This window comes from Janthinobacterium sp. Mn2066, from assembly GCF_049319705.1.
Lineage (GTDB): Bacteria > Pseudomonadota > Gammaproteobacteria > Burkholderiales > Burkholderiaceae_D > Janthinobacterium.
Genome location: NZ_JBMOUF010000015.1, coordinates 33,740 through 51,462, shown reverse-complemented (window position 1 = coordinate 51,462; position 17,723 = coordinate 33,740). Strand labels below are relative to the sequence as shown.

The window sequence follows — 17,723 nt, the reverse complement described above, 5'->3', positions numbered from 1 at the left end:
AACTATGGAAGTATCTCGCGTACGGGCCTTGCGTGGCCCTAACCTCTGGAGCCACGACACCGCCGTGGAAGCCATTGTGTCCTGCACCACGCAGGAACTCGACATCGCCCAATTGCCTGGATTCGAGGCGCGCCTGCGCAACCTCTTCCCGCAACTGAGCCCGCTGCAGCCACTGGGTAACTACAACGCCGCGCCGATGGCGCAGGTGCTGGAACTGGCGGCGCTGGGCCTGCAGGCGCAAGCCGGCTGCCCCGTCACCTTCAGCCGCACCACGCCGACCCTGGAAACGGGCATCTTCCAGGTGGTGGTCGAATACTCGGAAGAAGACGTGGGCCGCCTGGCCCTGGAACTGGCGCAGCAGCTGTGCCGCGCCGCGCTGGACGACGCGCCGTTCGACTTGCCTGGCGCCCTGCAGCAGTTGCAGGACCTGGACGAAGACGTGCGCCTCGGTCCATCGACGGGCGCCATCGTCAACGCCGCCGTGGCCCGCAACATTCCGTTCCGCCGCCTGACCGAAGGCAGCCTGGTGACCTTTGGCTGGGGCAGCAAGCAGCGCAAGATCCAGGCCGCCGAAATGGACGGCACCAGCGCGATTGCCGAAGCGATCGCACAGGACAAGGAACTGACGAAAAAACTGCTGGATTCGGCCGGTGTGCCGGTGCCGCAAGGCCGCGTGGTGATCGACGCGGACGACGCCTGGGCGGCAGCTTGCGAAATCGGCTTGCCGGTGGTCGTCAAGCCCAAGGATGGCAACCAGGGCAAGGGCGTGACGGTCAACGTCACCACCCGCGAACAGCTGACGGCCGGCTTTATCGCGGCGCAGGAATTCCGCGACGATATCCTGGTCGAACGCTATTTGCCGGGCCACGATTTCCGCCTGCTGGTGATCGGCAACAAGATGGTGGCGGCAGCGCGCCGCGACCCGCCGCAAGTGGTGGGCGACGGCCAGCACACGGTGCGCCAGCTGGTAGACCAGGTCAACCTGGACCCGCGCCGCGGCAGTGGCCACGCCACCTCGCTGACGAAAATCCGTTTCGATGACATCGCCCTGGCCAGCCTGGCCAAGCAGGGTTATGTGGCCGATTCGATTCCACCGGTCGGCCAGCGCATCATCCTGCGCAATAACGCCAATTTGTCGACAGGCGGCTCGGCCACCGACGTCACCATCGACGTGCACCCGGAAGTGGCGGCCCGCGCCGTGGCGGCTGCGCACATGGTCGGCCTCGATATCTGCGGCGTGGACGTGGTGGCCGACAGCGTCCTGAAACCGCTGGAAGAGCAAAATGGCGGCATCGTTGAAGTCAATGCCGCGCCAGGCTTGCGCATGCACCTGGCGCCATCGTTTGGCCGGCCACGCCCGGTCGGCGAAGCGATCATCGCCGCCATGTTCGAAGAAGGCGACGATGGCCGCATTCCCGTGGTTGCCGTCACCGGCACCAACGGCAAGACCACCACCGTGCGCCTGATCGCCCATTTGCTGACGGCTTCCGGCCTGCGCACCGGCATGACCAATACGGACGGCGTGTATATCGAAGGCCGCCAGATCGACAGCGGCGACTGCAGCGGCCCGCGCAGCGCGCGCAATGTGCTGCTGCACCCTGACGTCGATGCCGCCGTATTCGAGACGGCGCGCGGCGGCATGCTGCGCGAAGGCCTGGCCTTCGACCGCTGCCAGGTGGCCGTGGTGACCAATATCGGCGCCGGCGACCATCTGGGCCTGAACTACATCACCACCGTGGAAGACCTGGCGGTATTAAAACGCGTGATCGTGCAAAACGTCTCCGACAGCGGCGTGGCCGTGCTGAACGCCACCGATCCGGCCGTCGCCCGCATGGCGAAAAACTGCAACGGCACGGTGACGTTCTTCGCCGCCGACAAGACGCATCCTGTGATGGCCGCCCACCGCGCCCAGGGCAACCGCGTGGTGTATGTGGAAGACGGCAAGCTGGTGGCCGCCGAAGGCAAGCAGCGCCATGAAATCCCGTTGTCGCAAGTACCGATCACGCGCAATGGCGCGATCGGCTTCCAGGTTGAAAACGTGATGGCCTCGCTGGGCGCTGCCTGGGCCGTGGGCCTGGACTGGGATGCGATCGCCAGGGGCTTGAAATCGTTCGCCAACGAGAACGACAATGCGCCTGGCCGCTTCAATGTCTTCGATTACAAGGGCGCCACGCTGATCGCCGACTATGGCCACAATCCGGACGCCATCCTGGCGCTGGTGCAGGCGGTGGAAAGCATGCCTGCCAAGCGCCGTTCGGTGGTGATCAGCGGCGCTGGCGACCGCCGCGACGAAGACATCCGCCAGCAGACGGAAATCCTCGGCGCCGCCTTCGACGACGTGCTGCTGTACCAGGACCAATGCCAGCGCGGCCGCGCCGACGGCGAAGTGGTGGCCCTGCTGCGCCAGGGCTTGAACGGCGCCAGGCGCACCAGCCATATCGATGAAATCAACGGCGAATTCGTCGCCATCGACAAGGCTTTGGCGCGCTTGAACGAAGGCGACCTGTGCCTGATCCTGATCGACCAGGTGGAAGAAGCGCTGGCGCATATCGCCCAGCGCGTGGCAGAAGCGTAATCCCTGCTGCTCCCGACCAACGGCGCCTGAGGGCGCCGTTTTTTTTGTCTCTCATTTTGCATCTCATTAAGTCACTCATTAACTTAGCTCATTAATTAAGTTAACTATCGATGCAAAGAAACCATTTCCAAGTGACAACTTATTGCAAAAAATGGATAATTATTTGTTTCTTATCCCAGCGCAATGTCTCGGCACAGCGCTATCCATCCACCGCTTTTCTTCAGGCCGTCCGTGACCCCATTCTTTTCCCGCCTTGCCCTGTGCAGTAGCATGTTGTTGGTGACGTATGCCAGCGCCACCCCTGTGTTGCAACCCGGTACTATTCCTGCCCAAACGCCGTCGCCAGGCGCCGTGGCTGCGGCCAGCGCATCGCCGCAGCCGGGCAAGTTCATGACGCTATGGCTGGCCGTCTTCAAGGAACTGCGCGACAAAGCCGGTCCTCAGGAAAACTGGGCGCACGTGCTGGAATCGCCGCTCAGTTTTACGCCAGAAACGACCGCGCAACTGAAAGCCGTCTTCGGCACGGAACAGCCGGTGCATACCGAGCGCACGCAACTGCCTGGCGGGGCCACATCGTATGTCGCTACCCTGTCAGCATTGGACGCCCTCGATAGCGATGGCGCGCGCATCAGGTTCCCCGCCGCCACCCTGCGCATGCGCGTCAGCGCCAACAAGCAGAACATCGTGATGAACGGCAACTGGCCTGCCCTGACCATGACTTCCGGTCCCCAGATATCAACGCTGCTGTTACGTGACATGAGATTCGACAGCAACTTCACGACGCACAAGAACGGCGTCAGTTACGGCTCGACAAGCAACAGCATGGGCAGCGCGCTGATCTCGCCGAGAAACGGCGGCCCCGTGCTGTTCAGCGACGTCCGCTACATCAACGATATCGTCAAGACGGGCAAGCTTGATGAGATGCGCTATCGCCTCAACATCGGCAGCATCCAGGCCGGCGGCAAGCAGATAGACCAGTTCAAGCTGGGCTTGCGCCTCACCAGCCTGGACCTGGCCAGCGTCGCTGAAATGACCAAGGCCGTCGCACAAAGCGAGGGCGTTACGCCGCAGACCATGGATCCGGAGCACGTATCGAGCATCATCCGCCATGTCGGCATCGAGGTATTCCGCAAAGGCGGCACGTTTATCCTCGACGATCTGAGCGCCAGCTTCCGCGGCTACCGCGCCGCCGTCAAGGGCCGTTTGAGCTTCAAGGGACTGAGCGCTGATGATTTCGCCAATCCCGCCGCAATCGTGCAAAAAGTCTTGCTGAAACTCGACGTGCGCGTGCCGGTGCCGCTGATTCACGCCATAGGAGAAGAAGTCGCCGCCGAAGTGGCCGCCAGACAGCAAACCAAGGACGTCATGCCGGCGGGCAAAGTCATTGATGAGACACTGGCAAAACTCGTCAAGGAAGGCTATCTCCGTATCGACAAGGGCGTGGTGCTAGCCACCCTCGTCATGCAGGATGCCAAGCTGACCGTGGGCGGCAAGCCGCTGCAGCTGTCGCCGCAAGCGACCGCCGTGAAAGACCAGGCACAGCCTGAGAATCTGCCGGCACAGTAATACGCTGGAGTTGATTTGACTCAATACCATGGGGCACTTCCCACCTAAGCTGAAGGCTAGTGAGGAGGTGCCCATGGGCAATATCTACACCGTCGACAGCACACTATTTTCCCCTGACATCCCGGCGCGGCTGGACATGCGCACGGCCGCGCTGGTGGAGCATGCGCTGGCCTTGCAGGAAATGGCGGGCACGGGCGCCGCCGCCCTGTTCCTGCATTGCCATGACGTGGCGCTGGAAACGGCCTTGCGCGTGCTGACCACAGGACCGCGCCGGCAAAGTGCCGCCCCGCATTTGTTTGCCCGTCTGCGGCCAAGAATGGGCAGCAGCCGCGATGCACCGCTGTATTGATACAACATCCCATGTTTTATGTGAAGGTATAACACTCCAAACTCACCGAAAGCAGCCCATGAGCCATGTCTTCCACCGTAGCCTGAGCAGCAACTACCCGATCGCCACCGGTGGCGATGGTCCCTATCTGATCGCTGCCGATGGCAAGCGCTACCTGGACGCCTGCGGCGGCGCGGCCGTATCTTGTCTCGGCCATTCCGATGCGGCCGTGATCGCTGCCGTGCAGCAGCAAGTGGGACGCATGGCGTATGCGCACAGCGCCTTCTTCACCACCCAGCCGATGGAAGAACTGGCCGACTTTTTAGTGGCAAGGGCGCCGCCCGGCATCGACAGCGTGTATTTCGTCTCGGGCGGTTCGGAAGCGGTGGAAAGCGCATTAAAAATGGCGCGCCAGTATTTCGTCGAACGGGGCCAGCCGCAGCGTCGCCACCTGATCGCGCGCCGCCAGAGCTATCACGGCAACACCCTGGGTGCGCTGGCCACCGGCGGCAACGCCTGGCGCCGCCAGCAATTCGAACCCTTGCTGATCGGCGTGACGCACGTGGCGCCCTGCTACGCCTGGCGCGACCAGCAAAAGCATGAAACGGATGGCGACTATGTGGCGCGCCTGGGACAGGAACTGGAAGACAATATCGTCGCACTGGGTCCGGAAAATGTCATGGCCTTCATCGCCGAACCGGTGGTTGGCGCCACTGCCGGCGCCCTGCCCGCCGTGGCCGGCTACTTCAGGCATATGCACGCCATCTGCCAGCGCCACGGCATCCTGTTCATCCTCGATGAAGTGATGTGCGGCATGGGCCGCACGGGCAGCCTGTTTGCCTGCGAACAGGAAGGCATCACCGCCGACCTGATCTGCGTCGCCAAGGGCCTGGGCGCCGGCTACCAGCCGATCGGCGCCGTGATGGTGTCGCACGACATCCGCGACACCATCCGTGCCGGCACCGGCTTTTTCCAGCACGGCCACACCTACATCGGCCACGCCACCGCCTGCGCTTGCGCGCTGGCGGTGCAACAGCAAATCGAACAACGCGACTTATTATCGAATGTACGGGCCATGGGCGACTTGCTGCAACAGCGTCTGCGCCAGCGCTTCGGCAGCCATCCGCACGTCGGCGACATCCGTGGCCGAGGTTTGTTCCTGGGACTCGAACTGGTGCGCGAACGCGCCGGCAAGCAGCCGTTCGACCCCGCCCTGCGCCTGCACGCGCGCATCAAGGCGCAAGCCATGCAGGCGGGCCTGATGTGCTATCCCATGGGCGGCACCATCGACGGCCTGCACGGCGACCATGTGCTGCTGGCGCCACCTTACATCATCAACGCCGGCCATGTCGAAGAAATCGTCGACAAACTGGGCACGGCGATCGACGCCAGCCTGGTCAATCTCCACTGACACCGCCCGCACGTCATCAATCGCCGCCGCTGCGCGCTGGTAGCGTGCAGCGGCACGCCAAAAAACAGCCCAACAACGCCTTTTGTTCATTCCTTGCCAATATTAATTGACTTATTCGAAACAATCGTTTTAAATCAGTGTGTTACTTAAAATCAATCATCTTGTGCATTCGAACATATTCGATGCTTGCTGCACATCTTGATGCATTCTCAGCCAAGGTATATGGAATTGCTCGATCCCCTGCGTCAGCCCCCGCTGCAAGACGGTAACATCAGCGAGCATTATGAAGTGCGCCGCTTGCTGGGCGAAGGCGGTTTTGGTCATGTATTCGAAGCCTGGGACGCCAGGCTGTGCCGCAGCGTGGCACTGAAACGGCTCAAGCCGCAAGCCGACGTACTGCATCCCGAAAAACTCATCAATGAAGCGCGCCTGGCCGCTTCGCTGCGCCATGCCGCCTTCGTGCGCATCTTTTCCATCGAGGGCCAGGGCACGGGCCAATCCATCGTCATGGAACTGGTCGAGGGACAGACGCTGGGCCAATTCATGCACAGCGGCGCAGCCACCGTGGAAGCAGCGCTCGATATCGCCTACCAGATCGCCGACGCCATGGACGAGGCACACGCCATGGACCTGGTGCATGGCGACTTGAAACCATCGAACCTGATGCTGGAAGCGAACGGCAAGGTGCGCATCCTCGATTTCGGCCTGGCCCGCCATATGGACCCGCAAGCCACGCAAACCACCGCCCTGTGCGACTTGCAGGGCACCATCGCCTACATGGCACCGGAACGCCTGATGGGCCGCCTGCCCGACACGCGCGGCGACGTCTACGCGCTGGGCGCGATGCTGTACGAAATGCTGGCCGGCCAGCGCCACTTCGCCCACCTGAACGGCCTGGCCCTGGCCGCCGCCCACATGCAGGCGACAGAACCCTGGCCAGACCTGCCCGACACCGTCCCGCCCGCCATCAACGCCCTGGTCCGCGCCATGACGGCGCACGACCCGGCCGACCGCCCACGCACCATGCGCGACGTACGCGATGCGATCGGAGCGCAACGCGGGGAAGCGGCAACGCAGTCCGTGCCTATCGTTGAAACGGCAGCGGCAGCGACAAAAGATGAGCTACCAGCCACCGTCTCCATCCACCTGCCCATCCCCCGCAAGCGCACCCTGAAATGGGGCGCGGCTATCGCGCTGCTGGCGGTACTGGCAGGCTGGCAATTACCGAATGTGCTGCCTGTCGTGAAATCGTTGATTACAGGCGAGAAAGCACCCGAGCCATATTCGGAAATGGCCAGCATGGCAGCCGGGATGGAGGCGTTGCGGGTGTTTGATCGCGATAGCAGCCAGGAACAGGCAATTGAGCTTTTCACTGCCGTTCTAAAAAACAATCCAGACAGCGCCGCCGCCTCCGCAGGTCTCTCCTTGGCGTTAGCTTTGCGCTATGTCGGTAATGGCCGCGATGATACGTGGCTACAACGCGCCGACGCTAGCGCACAACAGGCCCTTATGCTGGACAACCAATTAGCACTGTCTCACGTAGCACATGCTTGGGTACTTGAATTTCAAGGTAAGCGAGAAGAAGCGTTCAAAGCAACAACTAGAGCATTGAATTTGGATCCGCAAAATCTACTGGGACTTCTGGGCAAAGCACGACAATTAATTCAGATGAGGCGATTTGAATTGGCAAAAAACGTGTTAGATGACGCAATAATACTGTATCCAAAGGAACGGTTACTTCCAATGCTAACGGGAACCATGCTATATCGGCAGGGAGACTACCTCGGAGCAGAGCAGGCATTTCGCAAAAGTATAGAGCTTGATCGACGTTCGACCAGCGCGTATGGGTATCTGAACGCAGTTCTTTTGCGCCTCAATCGTAATGATGAAGCTTTGCGCGTGCTACAACAAGGTCTGCAGTTTCAGCCGCACTGGGAGCTATACAGCAATCTAGGAACATCATTATTTGCCAGGGCAGACTATCTGGGTGCAGTACAAGCGTTTGAAAAGGCCGTATTACCCAGCAATGGCAATCCAGGATTTTATCAATTATGGGCTAATCTTGCTGATGCGCAGCGTTGGGTACCTGCGCAAATGGAAGCGTCGCAGCACTCCTATCGGCGCGCTATCGAACTATTAACTCCCATCTTGGCTCGTATGCCTGACGATGTAACAGCCAACTCGCGTATGGCTCTGTTTTCAGCCTATGTTGGCGAAACAAAGCAAGCACTGATGAGGGTTGAGAAAGCACTCGTTATAGCCCCTCAACTTCCAGATGTCCAATTCCGAGCGGCCTTGACCCACGAATTAATCGGCAACCGCAAGGCCGCGTTGGCTGCACTGCAGGAAGCGGCCAAGCTCGGCTACCCCCTCAATTTGATCGAATCAGCTCCCGATCTGTTGAACCTCCGGCGAGACTCTCGCTATCAGCAATTTATTACCAATATGAAAAGAGATCTTAGAACATGACGCCTGTCAGCCCTTGGATGAAATTATCCGTACATTTTGACGTAGACCAGATAACCAATCAACTTGATTACAACTTCACCTCGTGCGACGGCACGGCAGACCCACGCCATGGTCCCTATATGGGTGGCGTACACTTCCAGCAAGGACAACATGTGTACTTGGATGTCACTTGTTGTGGCTCTAAAGAGAGCGGTTTCACGTCGTTCCAGATCGTCGACTGCTGCATTATTACCGTGCCACAACTGGCGCAAATCGGGCCCAATGTTCCGACTGTCTATGCACCGCCATCACCATTCCTGCAGGCTATTGGCGCAACTTATAGCTTCCCACTAGACTTTGAAGCTCAAGTATTGCTGGGTGAATCAGAAAACACTGCCTTGCCGCCACTGCGCCGTATCCGTCAGGAATGGAAACACAATCTGGACGTAGGCTATGCAACGGGCCGCTGGGAATTATCCTTCGTCATTACTGTACGCATCATGCGCGGCGAAGGCGTACAGCCCGAGTTGCGCGTCTTTTCCTTTGACCCAGAAAGCTCCGTCGGCGACGCGTGGGGTTTGGGTTAACGATTCATTATACGTTAGCACCATGAATTATGAATAGCAGATATCCGTATAAGGGTTTCTTTCCAGATAGAGTTATCCCTTAACTTTACCACTCGCGCAGACGCTCTCAGACTCAATATACTTATACCAGGCTGAAGCTTGGCAGATCTATTCCAATTAGAATTCCAAGGAAAAAACATGCAAGAACTAAACTTTGAAGAAGTCGAAGCAGTATCCGGTGGACTCATGCCAGAAACTTCGGTTGGCGGCGATAGTGGCATGAACTAAAATAAAATTATTAATTAAACATTTATGAAATTTAGATATTATATGAAGGACTGATATCGGAAGTATCCGTAGGAGGTTCGGTCAAAATTTAATTTTTAAGCTCAGAAATAAAATTCCCTTGAGATCAGTAAGTCGAGCAACTGACTAAGGGCAATCATATTATTGATAGAAAATCAATACTAAAGAATTAATCGCTAATAAGATAGAAGAAGTATCAGGCGGCAGCATGCCTGAAAGCTCTGTCGGCGACTCCCTAGGTTTGGGTTAGTTTATTTAGGCATAAATACAAATACCATATCTACCATTCGTGTATTATCAATTAAAATTCTTTAGGAATCATGGGGAAATTCATGCAGGAATTAACTTCAACAGAAATAGAAGAAATATCTGGCGAAAATATGCCTGAAAGTTCAGTTGGTGGCACGGTAGACATGGGTTAATCCATCGATATTCGCAACTACCTGGATCAAACTTCTGAAATTCATAGCCTTAATATTTAACTCCAAGGAAAATATAATGCAAGAATTAAACGCCCATGAGATAGAAGAAGTATCTGGCGGCAATATGCCTGAAAGTTCAGTTGGTGGATCTTGGGACTGGAACTGAAAATCCGATATCAGAGGTAGATTTTTAATCCATCTCCTTAACATTATCGATCACGCACACTGATAGTGATACATATTTTTGACTAAGTATATTTATACCTGGCCAAAGCTGCATTAATGGCAGGTCTACTGTGATCCATCTGGCACATCAGGAAGAAAAAATGCAAGAATTAATATTTGAAGAAATCGAAATAATATCTGGCGGCAACATGCCTGAAAGCTCCGTAGGTGGCTCATTAGGATGAAATTAAGCCAACGATACACATATCCTGAATCTATAACTTAAATCATCACACTAAGGAAGATAGCATGCAAGAATTAAACACACATGAATTAGAAGAAGTATCAGGCGGTAATATGCCTGAAAGTTCAGTTGGCGGAACGATTGGTTGGAATTAAATATCTCATCACAAACTGCTAATAACCACAGCCCCATATCAACATAAAATATAAAACAGGATTAAAAATCGATAACTATGTATAAAAATAAAATCCTTATCAGTTTGCATACTATTTTGGTCGTGTTTTTTATTTTCTGCCTGGCATTACCAATGCTTGATCAATTAATTGGACAGTCAGAACTCGTCACCAAGCTGACGGCAGCGGCGCTTGTGCTATGTGAATTGATATCCATTTTTTATATATGGAGAACACCAGCAGAGCAAACAGCTGAGCTCAAGAAGGTCATCAAGCTCAGTACGCTGGTACTTTTATTCATGGGCAGTTTTAACTTTCTTCTGATTCCTGCAGAACGTACTTTTTCAGGGCCGATGGTCGCCTTGAGCGCCGTACTTTTTATGACTTCCCTTGCCCAGTTAAATAAACAAATTTGATTTTATATCCGATACTTAAAAAATATTCCACCAAGTTACTACAATTTCTCGTGACAAAAAGTAGCTGCCAGGCAGGGTAAGGCAAGCACTAACAAGCAGCCATCAATCGTCATCTTCCTGCCTTGCAGCGCGTCACTGATGGAGGCCAGAAGTGATAACAATTCATGGCTTGCGTTGCAATAAATCTATGATTTTTTTGGAAATTGCTTTACGATACTTTCTCAAACGCAATTCTTAATTCTTGCTGTTGAGGAGCTGAGCATGCACAAGCTGGCATGGCCGTTCATGAAATCGACCAGGGTTCGGCTGGACTGATGCCGAAAGGTCTTTTAGTCACAATGGCAACTGCCAAATATCAGACCTGGTTCACTGCTACCACTCTTTAGCGCAGCCTCCCGCAGCCCCATTACTTGCAAAGCCCACCATCTTGCGTGATCAACCTTCTGCCCCGGCTCCCGCAACCACCCCTGCTCCACCCGTCCAGCCTCTGTTCCGCCAGCAAGCCATCGAGCATCTGAGCAGCAAGCAATATGGCACGGTGATCCTGGCGCGGCCGGTCAGCCATCTGTTCCTGACTTTGCTCTTCCTGGCGATAGCGCTCGCCATCATCGCTTTCTTCATTTTTTTCAGCACCACCCGCAAGGCGCAGTCGCAAGGCGTGCTGGTGCCGACCAGTGGCGTGATCCGCGTGATGCCGGGCCGGGCTGGGGTGATCACGGCGGTGCGCGTGAAGGAGGGGCAGACGGTGAAGGCGGGCGAGGTGCTGTTCGTGCTGTCGGGCGAACGCAGCAGTAGCAATGCGGGGGCGCCGCAGCAAGTGGTGTCGAACCTGCTGAAAAGCCGGCGTGATAGTTATGACGAGGAATTGAAGCAGTCGGGCTTGCAGGCGCGCCAGCGTATTGCGGCGGCGCAACGCCGGGCCAGCGACCTGGCGGCGGAGATCGCGCGCATGGAGGGCCAGATTGTGCTGCAGCAACGCCGCATCGCGCTGGCCGAGCAATCCTACAAACGCTATAGTGAGTTGAACGCCACCAATTACATTTCGGCGGCGCAGCTGCAAGACAAGCAGGGCGAACTGCTGGACCAGCACCAGCGGCTGGCCGAGTTGCAGCGCATCCAATCGGCCAGCGGCCGCGACCTGGCCAGCGCCGAAGCGGACGTGCGCGATCTGCAGGTGCAGGCGCAGCGCGATACGGAAGGTTTGCAGCGCAATGTGTCGGCCGTCGAACAGGACTTGACGGAGAACGAGGCGCGCCGCGAAATCCAGGTGCGCGCCTTGCAGGACGGCATGGTCACGGCGATTACCACCGAGCTGGGGCAGACGGTGACCACCAACAGCATCCTGGCGTCCGTGCTGCCGGCCGGCGCCGAGCTGGAAGCAGAAATCTATGCACCATCGCGTTCGGTCGGCTTCATCAAGCCGGGCATGCAGGTGCTGCTGCGCTACCAGGCTTATCCGTACCAGAAATTTGGCCAGTATCCAGCCCAGGTGCGCGAAGTGGCCAGCACCTCCCTGCGCCCGGAAGAGCTGGCCGTGCCCGGCGCCGTCAGCGGCACCAATGGCGAACCCTTATATCGCATCCGTTTGAAACTGCAGCGCCAGAGCGTGTTGGCGTATGGCGAAACCTTGCCCCTGAAGTCAGGCATGCAAGTCGATGCCAGTGTGTTGCTGGAACAGCGCCGCCTGTATGAATGGGTACTGGAACCACTGTTCAGTATTTCCGGGCGTTTATAAGTTCCCCCTACTTTTACCTTACTGACGTCTGCGTTCCATGCATTTTCCTGATCTCGCCCACCTGTCGTTCTGGCGCAGCAAGCGCTTGCCTGTCCTGCTGCAAACGGAGGCGGCCGAGTGCGGCCTGGCTTGCCTGTCGATGGTGGCCAGTTACTGGGGCCACCAGATCGATATTTCCAGCATGCGCCGGCGCTTTTCCGTGTCACTGAAGGGCGTGACCCTGAAGGGGTTGATGGCCATGGCGCAAGGCCTGTCCCTGCACACGCGTCCCTTGAAGCTGGATATGCAGCATTTGCCCGAACTGAAACTGCCGGCGATCTTGCACTGGGACTTGAATCACTTCGTGGTGCTGAAATCCGTGTCCGGCAGCCATGCGGTAATCCACGATCCCGGCGTCGGCGAGCGGCGCTTGCCCCTGACGCAAGTGGCCAGGCATTTTACGGGCGTGGCGCTGGAACTGACGCCCACGGCCGACTTTAAAAAGGCGGAAGAAAAACAGCAGTTTTCGCTGCTATCACTGATGGGCCGCGTGGTCGGCCTCAAGCGCGGCTTGCTGCAATTGCTGGTACTGGGCCTGGCCTTGCAGGTGTGCGCGCTGGTGGCGCCGTTTTATATGCAATGGCTGGTCGACGAAGCCCTGCTGGCGGCCGACCGCGACCTGATCACCGTACTGGGTTGCGGCTTTTTGCTGCTGGTGCTGGTGCAAACGGCGATCGGCGCCGTGCGCTCGTGGATCACCACCGTGCTGGCCACCAATCTGAACCTGCAATGGCTGGGCAATGCCTTTGCCCATTTACTGAAGTTGCCGCTGCCGTATTTCGAGAAACGCCACACGGGCGACATCGTGTCGCGCTTCAGCTCGATCCAAACCATGCAGCGCAGCCTGACCACGCAATTCGTCGAAGGCGCCATCGATGGCGTGCTGGTGCTGGCCACCCTGGGCATGATGCTGTTCTACAGCCCGCTGCTGGCCGGCGTGGCGTGCATCGCGGTGCTCTTGTATATCTTGTTGCGCTGGGCCATCTTCAAGGCCTTGCGCGAAGCGAGCGCCGAGCAAATCATCCATGCAGCCAAACAACAGACGCATTTCCTGGAATCGGTGCGCGGCATCCAGAGCATCCGCCTGTTCGGCCGCAGCGAAGAGCGCCGCGCCAGCTGGATGAATGCGCTGGCCGACCAGTTCAATGCCGACTTGCGCATCGCAAAACTATCCGTGTCTTACCAGACCGCCAATACGCTGTTATTCAGTTCGGAACGGGTGATCGTGATCTGGATGGCGGCCCTGGCCGTGCTGGACCACCGTTTTTCAGTCGGCATGCTGTTTGCGTTCATCAGCTATAAAGACCAGTTCAGCCAGCGCATGGCCAGCCTGATCGACAAATTGTTCGAACTGCGCATGCTGCGCCTGCATGGCGAACGGGTGGCCGATATCGTGCTGACCAAGGCGGAAGTCGATGGCAACGACATGGAAATCGATATCGAGCACATCACGCCATCGATCGAGATGCGCAACCTGGGCTTTCGTTATGCCGACAGCGAACCGATGATACTGAGCGGATTGAATCTGACTATTCCCGCCGGCCAGTGCATCGCTGTCACCGGCCCGTCCGGCTGTGGCAAGACCACCCTGATGAAGTTGCTGCTGGGCTTGCTGGAACCGACCGAAGGCGAGATCCTGATCGGCGGCGTCCAGCTGGGCAGCCTGGGCATGACGAATTACCGGCAACTGCTGGGCACGGTGATGCAGGAAGATACCCTGTTCGCCGGTTCAATTGCCGACAACATCAGCTTTTTTGCGCCAGCGCCGAACCCGCAGCAAGTCCAGGCCTGCGCCCAGCTGGCCGCCGTGCAGGCAGAAATTGCCGCCATGCCGATGGGCTTCAACACCCTGGTGGGCGATATCGGCAGCGGCCTGTCCGGTGGCCAGAAGCAACGTATCTTGCTGGCGCGCGCGCTGTATAAAAATCCCAAATTACTTGTGCTCGACGAAGCCACCAGCCACCTGGACGTGTTGAATGAAAAAGCCGTCAATGCAGCGATACAAAAGATCCCACTGACGCGCGTGATCGTGGCGCACCGCCCGGAAACCATCGCCATGGCGCAAAGGGTGATCGTTCTGCAACAAGGAAAAGTGGTGCAGGATGCGCTGCAGGAAACAAAAGAAGCAGCGTAGTAAGCACTGCATCTTGCCATATTAAAAAGATTGCTATACGATAAATTCGGCTTGCGCCCGCAAGCCTGGTCTTCAAAACGATGGAGTGGAAAATGGAAGAATTAAACGGCAAGGAAATCGAAGAAGTTTCTGGCGGTAACATGCCTGAAAGCTCGGTTGGTGGAGATACCAGTTTCTAATGACACCACGCGGGAGGAAATGTTGCCGCAATACAACATCGCAACCTTCCGTGCATACCCGTAGCCGCATCGACATTTGCCGATGCGGCTTTTTACTGTTTATACGCAATCAGTCTCTGTTGACTATCGAAACAGGAAAGTCATGCCCGGTGTAACACCAGCGAAAGCGCAGCCCATCTGCCCTCCTTTGCAAACCCTTTCACAAAAATAAATATGCCCTGGCGCGCGTGCGGGAGTTTTCTTTGCCTATAATTGCGCTGTGGAAACATTTGCATTTATTTCCTTTGTTTCCATGGTCGAGAATATTTAATCACCCACATCTTGCGAGATCACCATCCATGAGCACCCTATTCGAACTGGAAAACCAGCGCCGCAGGCAATGGTTGAAACTACTTGCCGCGTCCGCTGCCGCAGGCGGACTGAGCGCCTGTGGCGGAGGTGGCTCGGATACTCCTGCTACGCTCGCTGGAAACACGCCGGTCAACGTTCCCGTGCCTCCGGTCACGCCCGTGACGCCCGTGACACCGGTCACACCAGCGCCAGCACCGCAGCCAACGCCTACCCCGGCTGCGCCGAAAAGCGCCAAGCGCGGCATCGCCTATGATTTGTCGGACCCGGCCGATTTCTCGGCGCTGTTGCCTGGCGTGAGCTGGTGGTACAACTGGGGTGGCCGTCCCAATAGCGCCGTGCCGAGCGACTACGCCACGCGCTACAACATGGATTATTACCCGATGTTGTGGAACGGCAATTTCAACGATGCCGACACCGTCACTTATCTGAAGGCCAATCCCGGCATCAAGTACTTGCTGCTGCTGAACGAACCGAACCTGACGGACCAGGCTAACCTGACGCCGCAACAGGCTGCCGCCCTGTGGCCACGCTACGAAGCGGTGGCCGCCAGTACCGGCGTCAAGCTGGTCGGCCCGGCCATCACCTGGGGCACCATGCCGGGCTTCAGTGATCCGGTGGTCTGGCTCGACGCCTTTTATGCCGCCTACCAGTCCGCCAATAACGGCCGCAATCCGCAGATCGATTACCTGGCGTTCCACTGGTATGACTATGGCCTGGGCGGCCAGCTCGATCGCCTGCTCAAATACGGCAAGCCGTTCTGGGTCACGGAAATGGCCAACTGGCATAGCCAGAATGATGGTGCGCAAATCGATACGGTGGAAAAACAGAAGGCGCAGATGGCCGAGATGGTGGCCCTGTGCGAAGGCCGCGCCGATGTGTTCCGCTACGCCTGGTTTATCGGCCGCATGAGTCCCGATCCGCACTTCACCAGTTTGCTGGGCGCCAGCGGCCAGTTGACGGAGTTGGGACAATATTACCTGTCCCTGCCGTTCAATACCGCCAAGTAATAAGCTTCACAACAGGCCAGCGCCGGATTCCCGCGCGCTGGCCTGGTCACTTTACTGCTGCAAGCTCACCACGCCACACGCCAGGCGCGCGCCCGAATTGCCGGTCGGCTGCGTCTGCAGATCATCGGCGACCGCATGCAAAATCACGCTATGGCCAGCCAGTGCATTCGGCGCAGCCGGATCCAGGGTCAGCTGGGTCAGTGGAATATCGATGCTGAAGTCCACCTTGCCATTGGCGTCTGCCGTCACGTTGCCAAAATCGCCCACATGGTGATGCATGGCGTGCGGGCCGCCATGTTCTTCTTTGGTCGGGTTGAAGTGGCCACCGGCGCTGCTGCCATCGGCCGAGCTGCAATCGCCATGCTCGTGCACATGGAAACCATGCAAGCCTGGCGGCACGCCCTGCGCCTGCAGGGACACGCTCAAATGGTCCGCTTGCTGCACCACCGTCAGCACGCCAGTGGCAGTGTTGCCCGCCGTGGGCTTCAGTTGCGCCTGGGCGGTCGGCAAGTTGGCAGGCGTGGTGGCGCAGGCGCTCAGTGCCAATGCGCTGACGCAGATCATGGCAGGGTAGAAAAATTTCATCGTGTATCCTTGAAAGTCGGTTGAAATAGGCCGCAGCACGGTCGCAGTCCAGCACAGTTGCTGGCGTATCACCCGTATATGCCGGCAACAACGGCTAAGGTTCAATCGCAGCCGCCATAACCGTCGCCTGCAGGCGTTTCCACTGTTTGACGTAATCGATAAAGGCCCGGAACGCGGCCGAAGGCAGGCGCATGCGCGGGTAATACAGCGCTTCGCCATCGAAGGGCGGCGTCCATTCCGCCAGCACTTGTATCAGCGTACCGTTGTCCAGCATGGGCTGGGCCTCGCGCTGTTCCACGCAAGCGAGACCCACGCCAGCGGCGGCAGCCTTGGCGGCCAGCAAGGTACTGCCCAGCAACAAACGTCCCTTGACGTCGATTTCCGGCAAGGTGGGGCTCGCGGCAAACTCCCAGCGCATGATGCTGCCGCTGGGCATGCGCGCGCGTATGCATTCATGCTGCAGCAAGTCGCCCGGCGTGGCCGGCGTGCCCTGTTCGGCAAGGTAGGCTGGCGCAGCCACGATGATCAGTGCCTCCGGTATGCCCAGCGGCAAGGCCACCATGTCTTGCGGCGCAATGGTGACCAGACGCAAGCCTGCATCAAAGCCCTGGGCGATGATGTCGACCAGCCGCCCTTCCGTCACCAGGTCGACCCGCACGTCAGGGTAGTCGCGCATGAAGCCGACCACGATGGGCAGCAAACGGTCGGCGCCCCAGCTGGACGCATTGATGCGCACCAGGCCGCTGGGCCGGTCGCGCAAGGCATGCACGCCATCGATGGCCTGCGTGATTTCGCTCAAGGCGGGCCGCACCCGGCCCAGGAAAGCGGCTCCCGCCTCCGTCAAGGAAACGCTGCGCGTGTTGCGCAGGAATAAACGGATGCCCAGATGGCTTTCCAGGTTGGCAATAATATGGCTGACCGACGAAGGCGACATGGCCATCTCGCGCGCTGCGCCGCGGAAACTACCGTGTGTCGCCACCGCCTGCGCGACTTTCAATGCGCGCAATCCCAAATCTTCCACTGTACGGTTTCCTTCACCAGTCTGTTCAGTACTGGCTAGCTTACATCATCAA

At 57.8% G+C, this 17,723-nt stretch carries 13 protein-coding genes; 11 read left to right on the top strand and 2 right to left on the bottom strand.

All coding sequences use genetic code 11. The annotated features are described in order from the left end of the window. Positions 1–4 precede the first annotated feature (4 nt). The 11 genes from cphA (at position 5) to ACL9RI_RS24545 (ending at position 16,065) form a co-directional block, all read left to right on the top strand. A complete protein-coding gene (cphA, locus tag ACL9RI_RS24595) occupies positions 5–2,575 on the top strand; it encodes a cyanophycin synthetase (RefSeq protein WP_422729104.1) in 2,571 nt (856 codons plus the stop codon). 270 nt (positions 2,576–2,845) lie between these two features. Beyond that, entirely contained in the window at positions 2,846–4,141 is a 1,296-nt protein-coding gene (locus ACL9RI_RS24590; RefSeq protein WP_422729103.1) for a DUF945 family protein, read from the top strand. 73 nt (positions 4,142–4,214) lie between these two features. Beyond that, positions 4,215–4,490 carry a hypothetical protein gene (locus ACL9RI_RS24585; RefSeq protein ID WP_422729102.1) on the top strand — a complete coding sequence of 92 codons (276 nt, stop codon included), beginning with the start codon at positions 4,215–4,217 and terminating at the stop codon, positions 4,488–4,490. A gap of 58 nt (positions 4,491–4,548) precedes the next feature. Further along, positions 4,549–5,880 (top strand): aspartate aminotransferase family protein, encoded by a 1,332-nt coding sequence (locus ACL9RI_RS24580; RefSeq protein WP_422729101.1) that lies wholly within the window; start codon positions 4,549–4,551, stop codon positions 5,878–5,880. Between the two features lie 222 nt (positions 5,881–6,102). Further along, positions 6,103–8,349 carry a protein kinase domain-containing protein gene (locus ACL9RI_RS24575; protein ID WP_422729100.1) on the top strand — a complete coding sequence of 749 codons (2,247 nt, stop codon included), beginning with the start codon at positions 6,103–6,105 and terminating at the stop codon, positions 8,347–8,349. Next, on the top strand, positions 8,346–8,915 hold the full coding sequence (locus tag ACL9RI_RS24570) for a hypothetical protein (protein ID WP_422729099.1): 570 nt from the start codon (positions 8,346–8,348) through the stop codon (positions 8,913–8,915). The genes ACL9RI_RS24575 and ACL9RI_RS24570 overlap by 4 nt, the downstream gene beginning before the upstream one ends. Before the next feature lie 1,181 nt (positions 8,916–10,096). Then, positions 10,097–10,186, top strand: a complete 90-nt coding sequence (locus ACL9RI_RS24565; RefSeq protein WP_422729098.1) for a bacteriocin — start codon at positions 10,097–10,099, stop codon at positions 10,184–10,186. Positions 10,187–10,263: 77 nt separating this feature from the next. Then, a complete protein-coding gene (locus tag ACL9RI_RS24560) occupies positions 10,264–10,620 on the top strand; it encodes a hypothetical protein (RefSeq protein WP_422729097.1) in 357 nt (118 codons plus the stop codon). 427 nt (positions 10,621–11,047) lie between these two features. Further along, on the top strand, positions 11,048–12,355 hold the full coding sequence (locus ACL9RI_RS24555; RefSeq protein ID WP_422729096.1) for an HlyD family secretion protein: 1,308 nt from the start codon (positions 11,048–11,050) through the stop codon (positions 12,353–12,355). Positions 12,356–12,392: 37 nt separating this feature from the next. Further along, a complete protein-coding gene (locus tag ACL9RI_RS24550) occupies positions 12,393–14,528 on the top strand; it encodes a peptidase domain-containing ABC transporter (RefSeq protein ID WP_422729095.1) in 2,136 nt (711 codons plus the stop codon). 517 nt (positions 14,529–15,045) lie between these two features. Next, positions 15,046–16,065 (top strand): glycoside hydrolase family protein, encoded by a 1,020-nt coding sequence (locus ACL9RI_RS24545; protein ID WP_422729094.1) that lies wholly within the window; start codon positions 15,046–15,048, stop codon positions 16,063–16,065. A gap of 51 nt (positions 16,066–16,116) precedes the next feature. Here the strand turns inward: ACL9RI_RS24545 and ACL9RI_RS24540 are convergent, their stop codons facing one another. Together ACL9RI_RS24540 and ACL9RI_RS24535 are read right to left on the bottom strand one after the other, a co-directional pair. Next, a complete protein-coding gene (locus ACL9RI_RS24540; protein ID WP_422729093.1) occupies positions 16,117–16,650 on the bottom strand; it encodes a superoxide dismutase family protein in 534 nt (177 codons plus the stop codon). Between the two features lie 94 nt (positions 16,651–16,744). Further along, entirely contained in the window at positions 16,745–17,671 is a 927-nt protein-coding gene (locus tag ACL9RI_RS24535) for a LysR substrate-binding domain-containing protein (protein ID WP_422729092.1), read from the bottom strand. Positions 17,672–17,723: the final 52 nt, after the last annotated feature.

Coding starts and splice junctions, on each gene's coding strand:
- ACL9RI_RS24590 (WP_422729103.1), top strand. CDS start 2,846: ATGTTGTTGGTGACGTATGCCAGCGCCACCCCTGTGTTGCAACCCGGT.
- ACL9RI_RS24585 (WP_422729102.1), top strand. CDS start 4,215: ATGGGCAATATCTACACCGTCGACAGCACACTATTTTCCCCTGACATC.
- ACL9RI_RS24580 (WP_422729101.1), top strand. CDS start 4,549: ATGAGCCATGTCTTCCACCGTAGCCTGAGCAGCAACTACCCGATCGCC.
- cphA (WP_422729104.1), top strand. CDS start 5: ATGGAAGTATCTCGCGTACGGGCCTTGCGTGGCCCTAACCTCTGGAGC.
- ACL9RI_RS24550 (WP_422729095.1), top strand. CDS start 12,393: ATGCATTTTCCTGATCTCGCCCACCTGTCGTTCTGGCGCAGCAAGCGC.
- ACL9RI_RS24565 (WP_422729098.1), top strand. CDS start 10,097: ATGCAAGAATTAAACACACATGAATTAGAAGAAGTATCAGGCGGTAAT.
- ACL9RI_RS24575 (WP_422729100.1), top strand. CDS start 6,103: ATGGAATTGCTCGATCCCCTGCGTCAGCCCCCGCTGCAAGACGGTAAC.
- ACL9RI_RS24540 (WP_422729093.1), bottom strand. CDS start 16,650: ATGAAATTTTTCTACCCTGCCATGATCTGCGTCAGCGCATTGGCACTG.
- ACL9RI_RS24570 (WP_422729099.1), top strand. CDS start 8,346: ATGACGCCTGTCAGCCCTTGGATGAAATTATCCGTACATTTTGACGTA.
- ACL9RI_RS24560 (WP_422729097.1), top strand. CDS start 10,264: ATGTATAAAAATAAAATCCTTATCAGTTTGCATACTATTTTGGTCGTG.
- ACL9RI_RS24545 (WP_422729094.1), top strand. CDS start 15,046: ATGAGCACCCTATTCGAACTGGAAAACCAGCGCCGCAGGCAATGGTTG.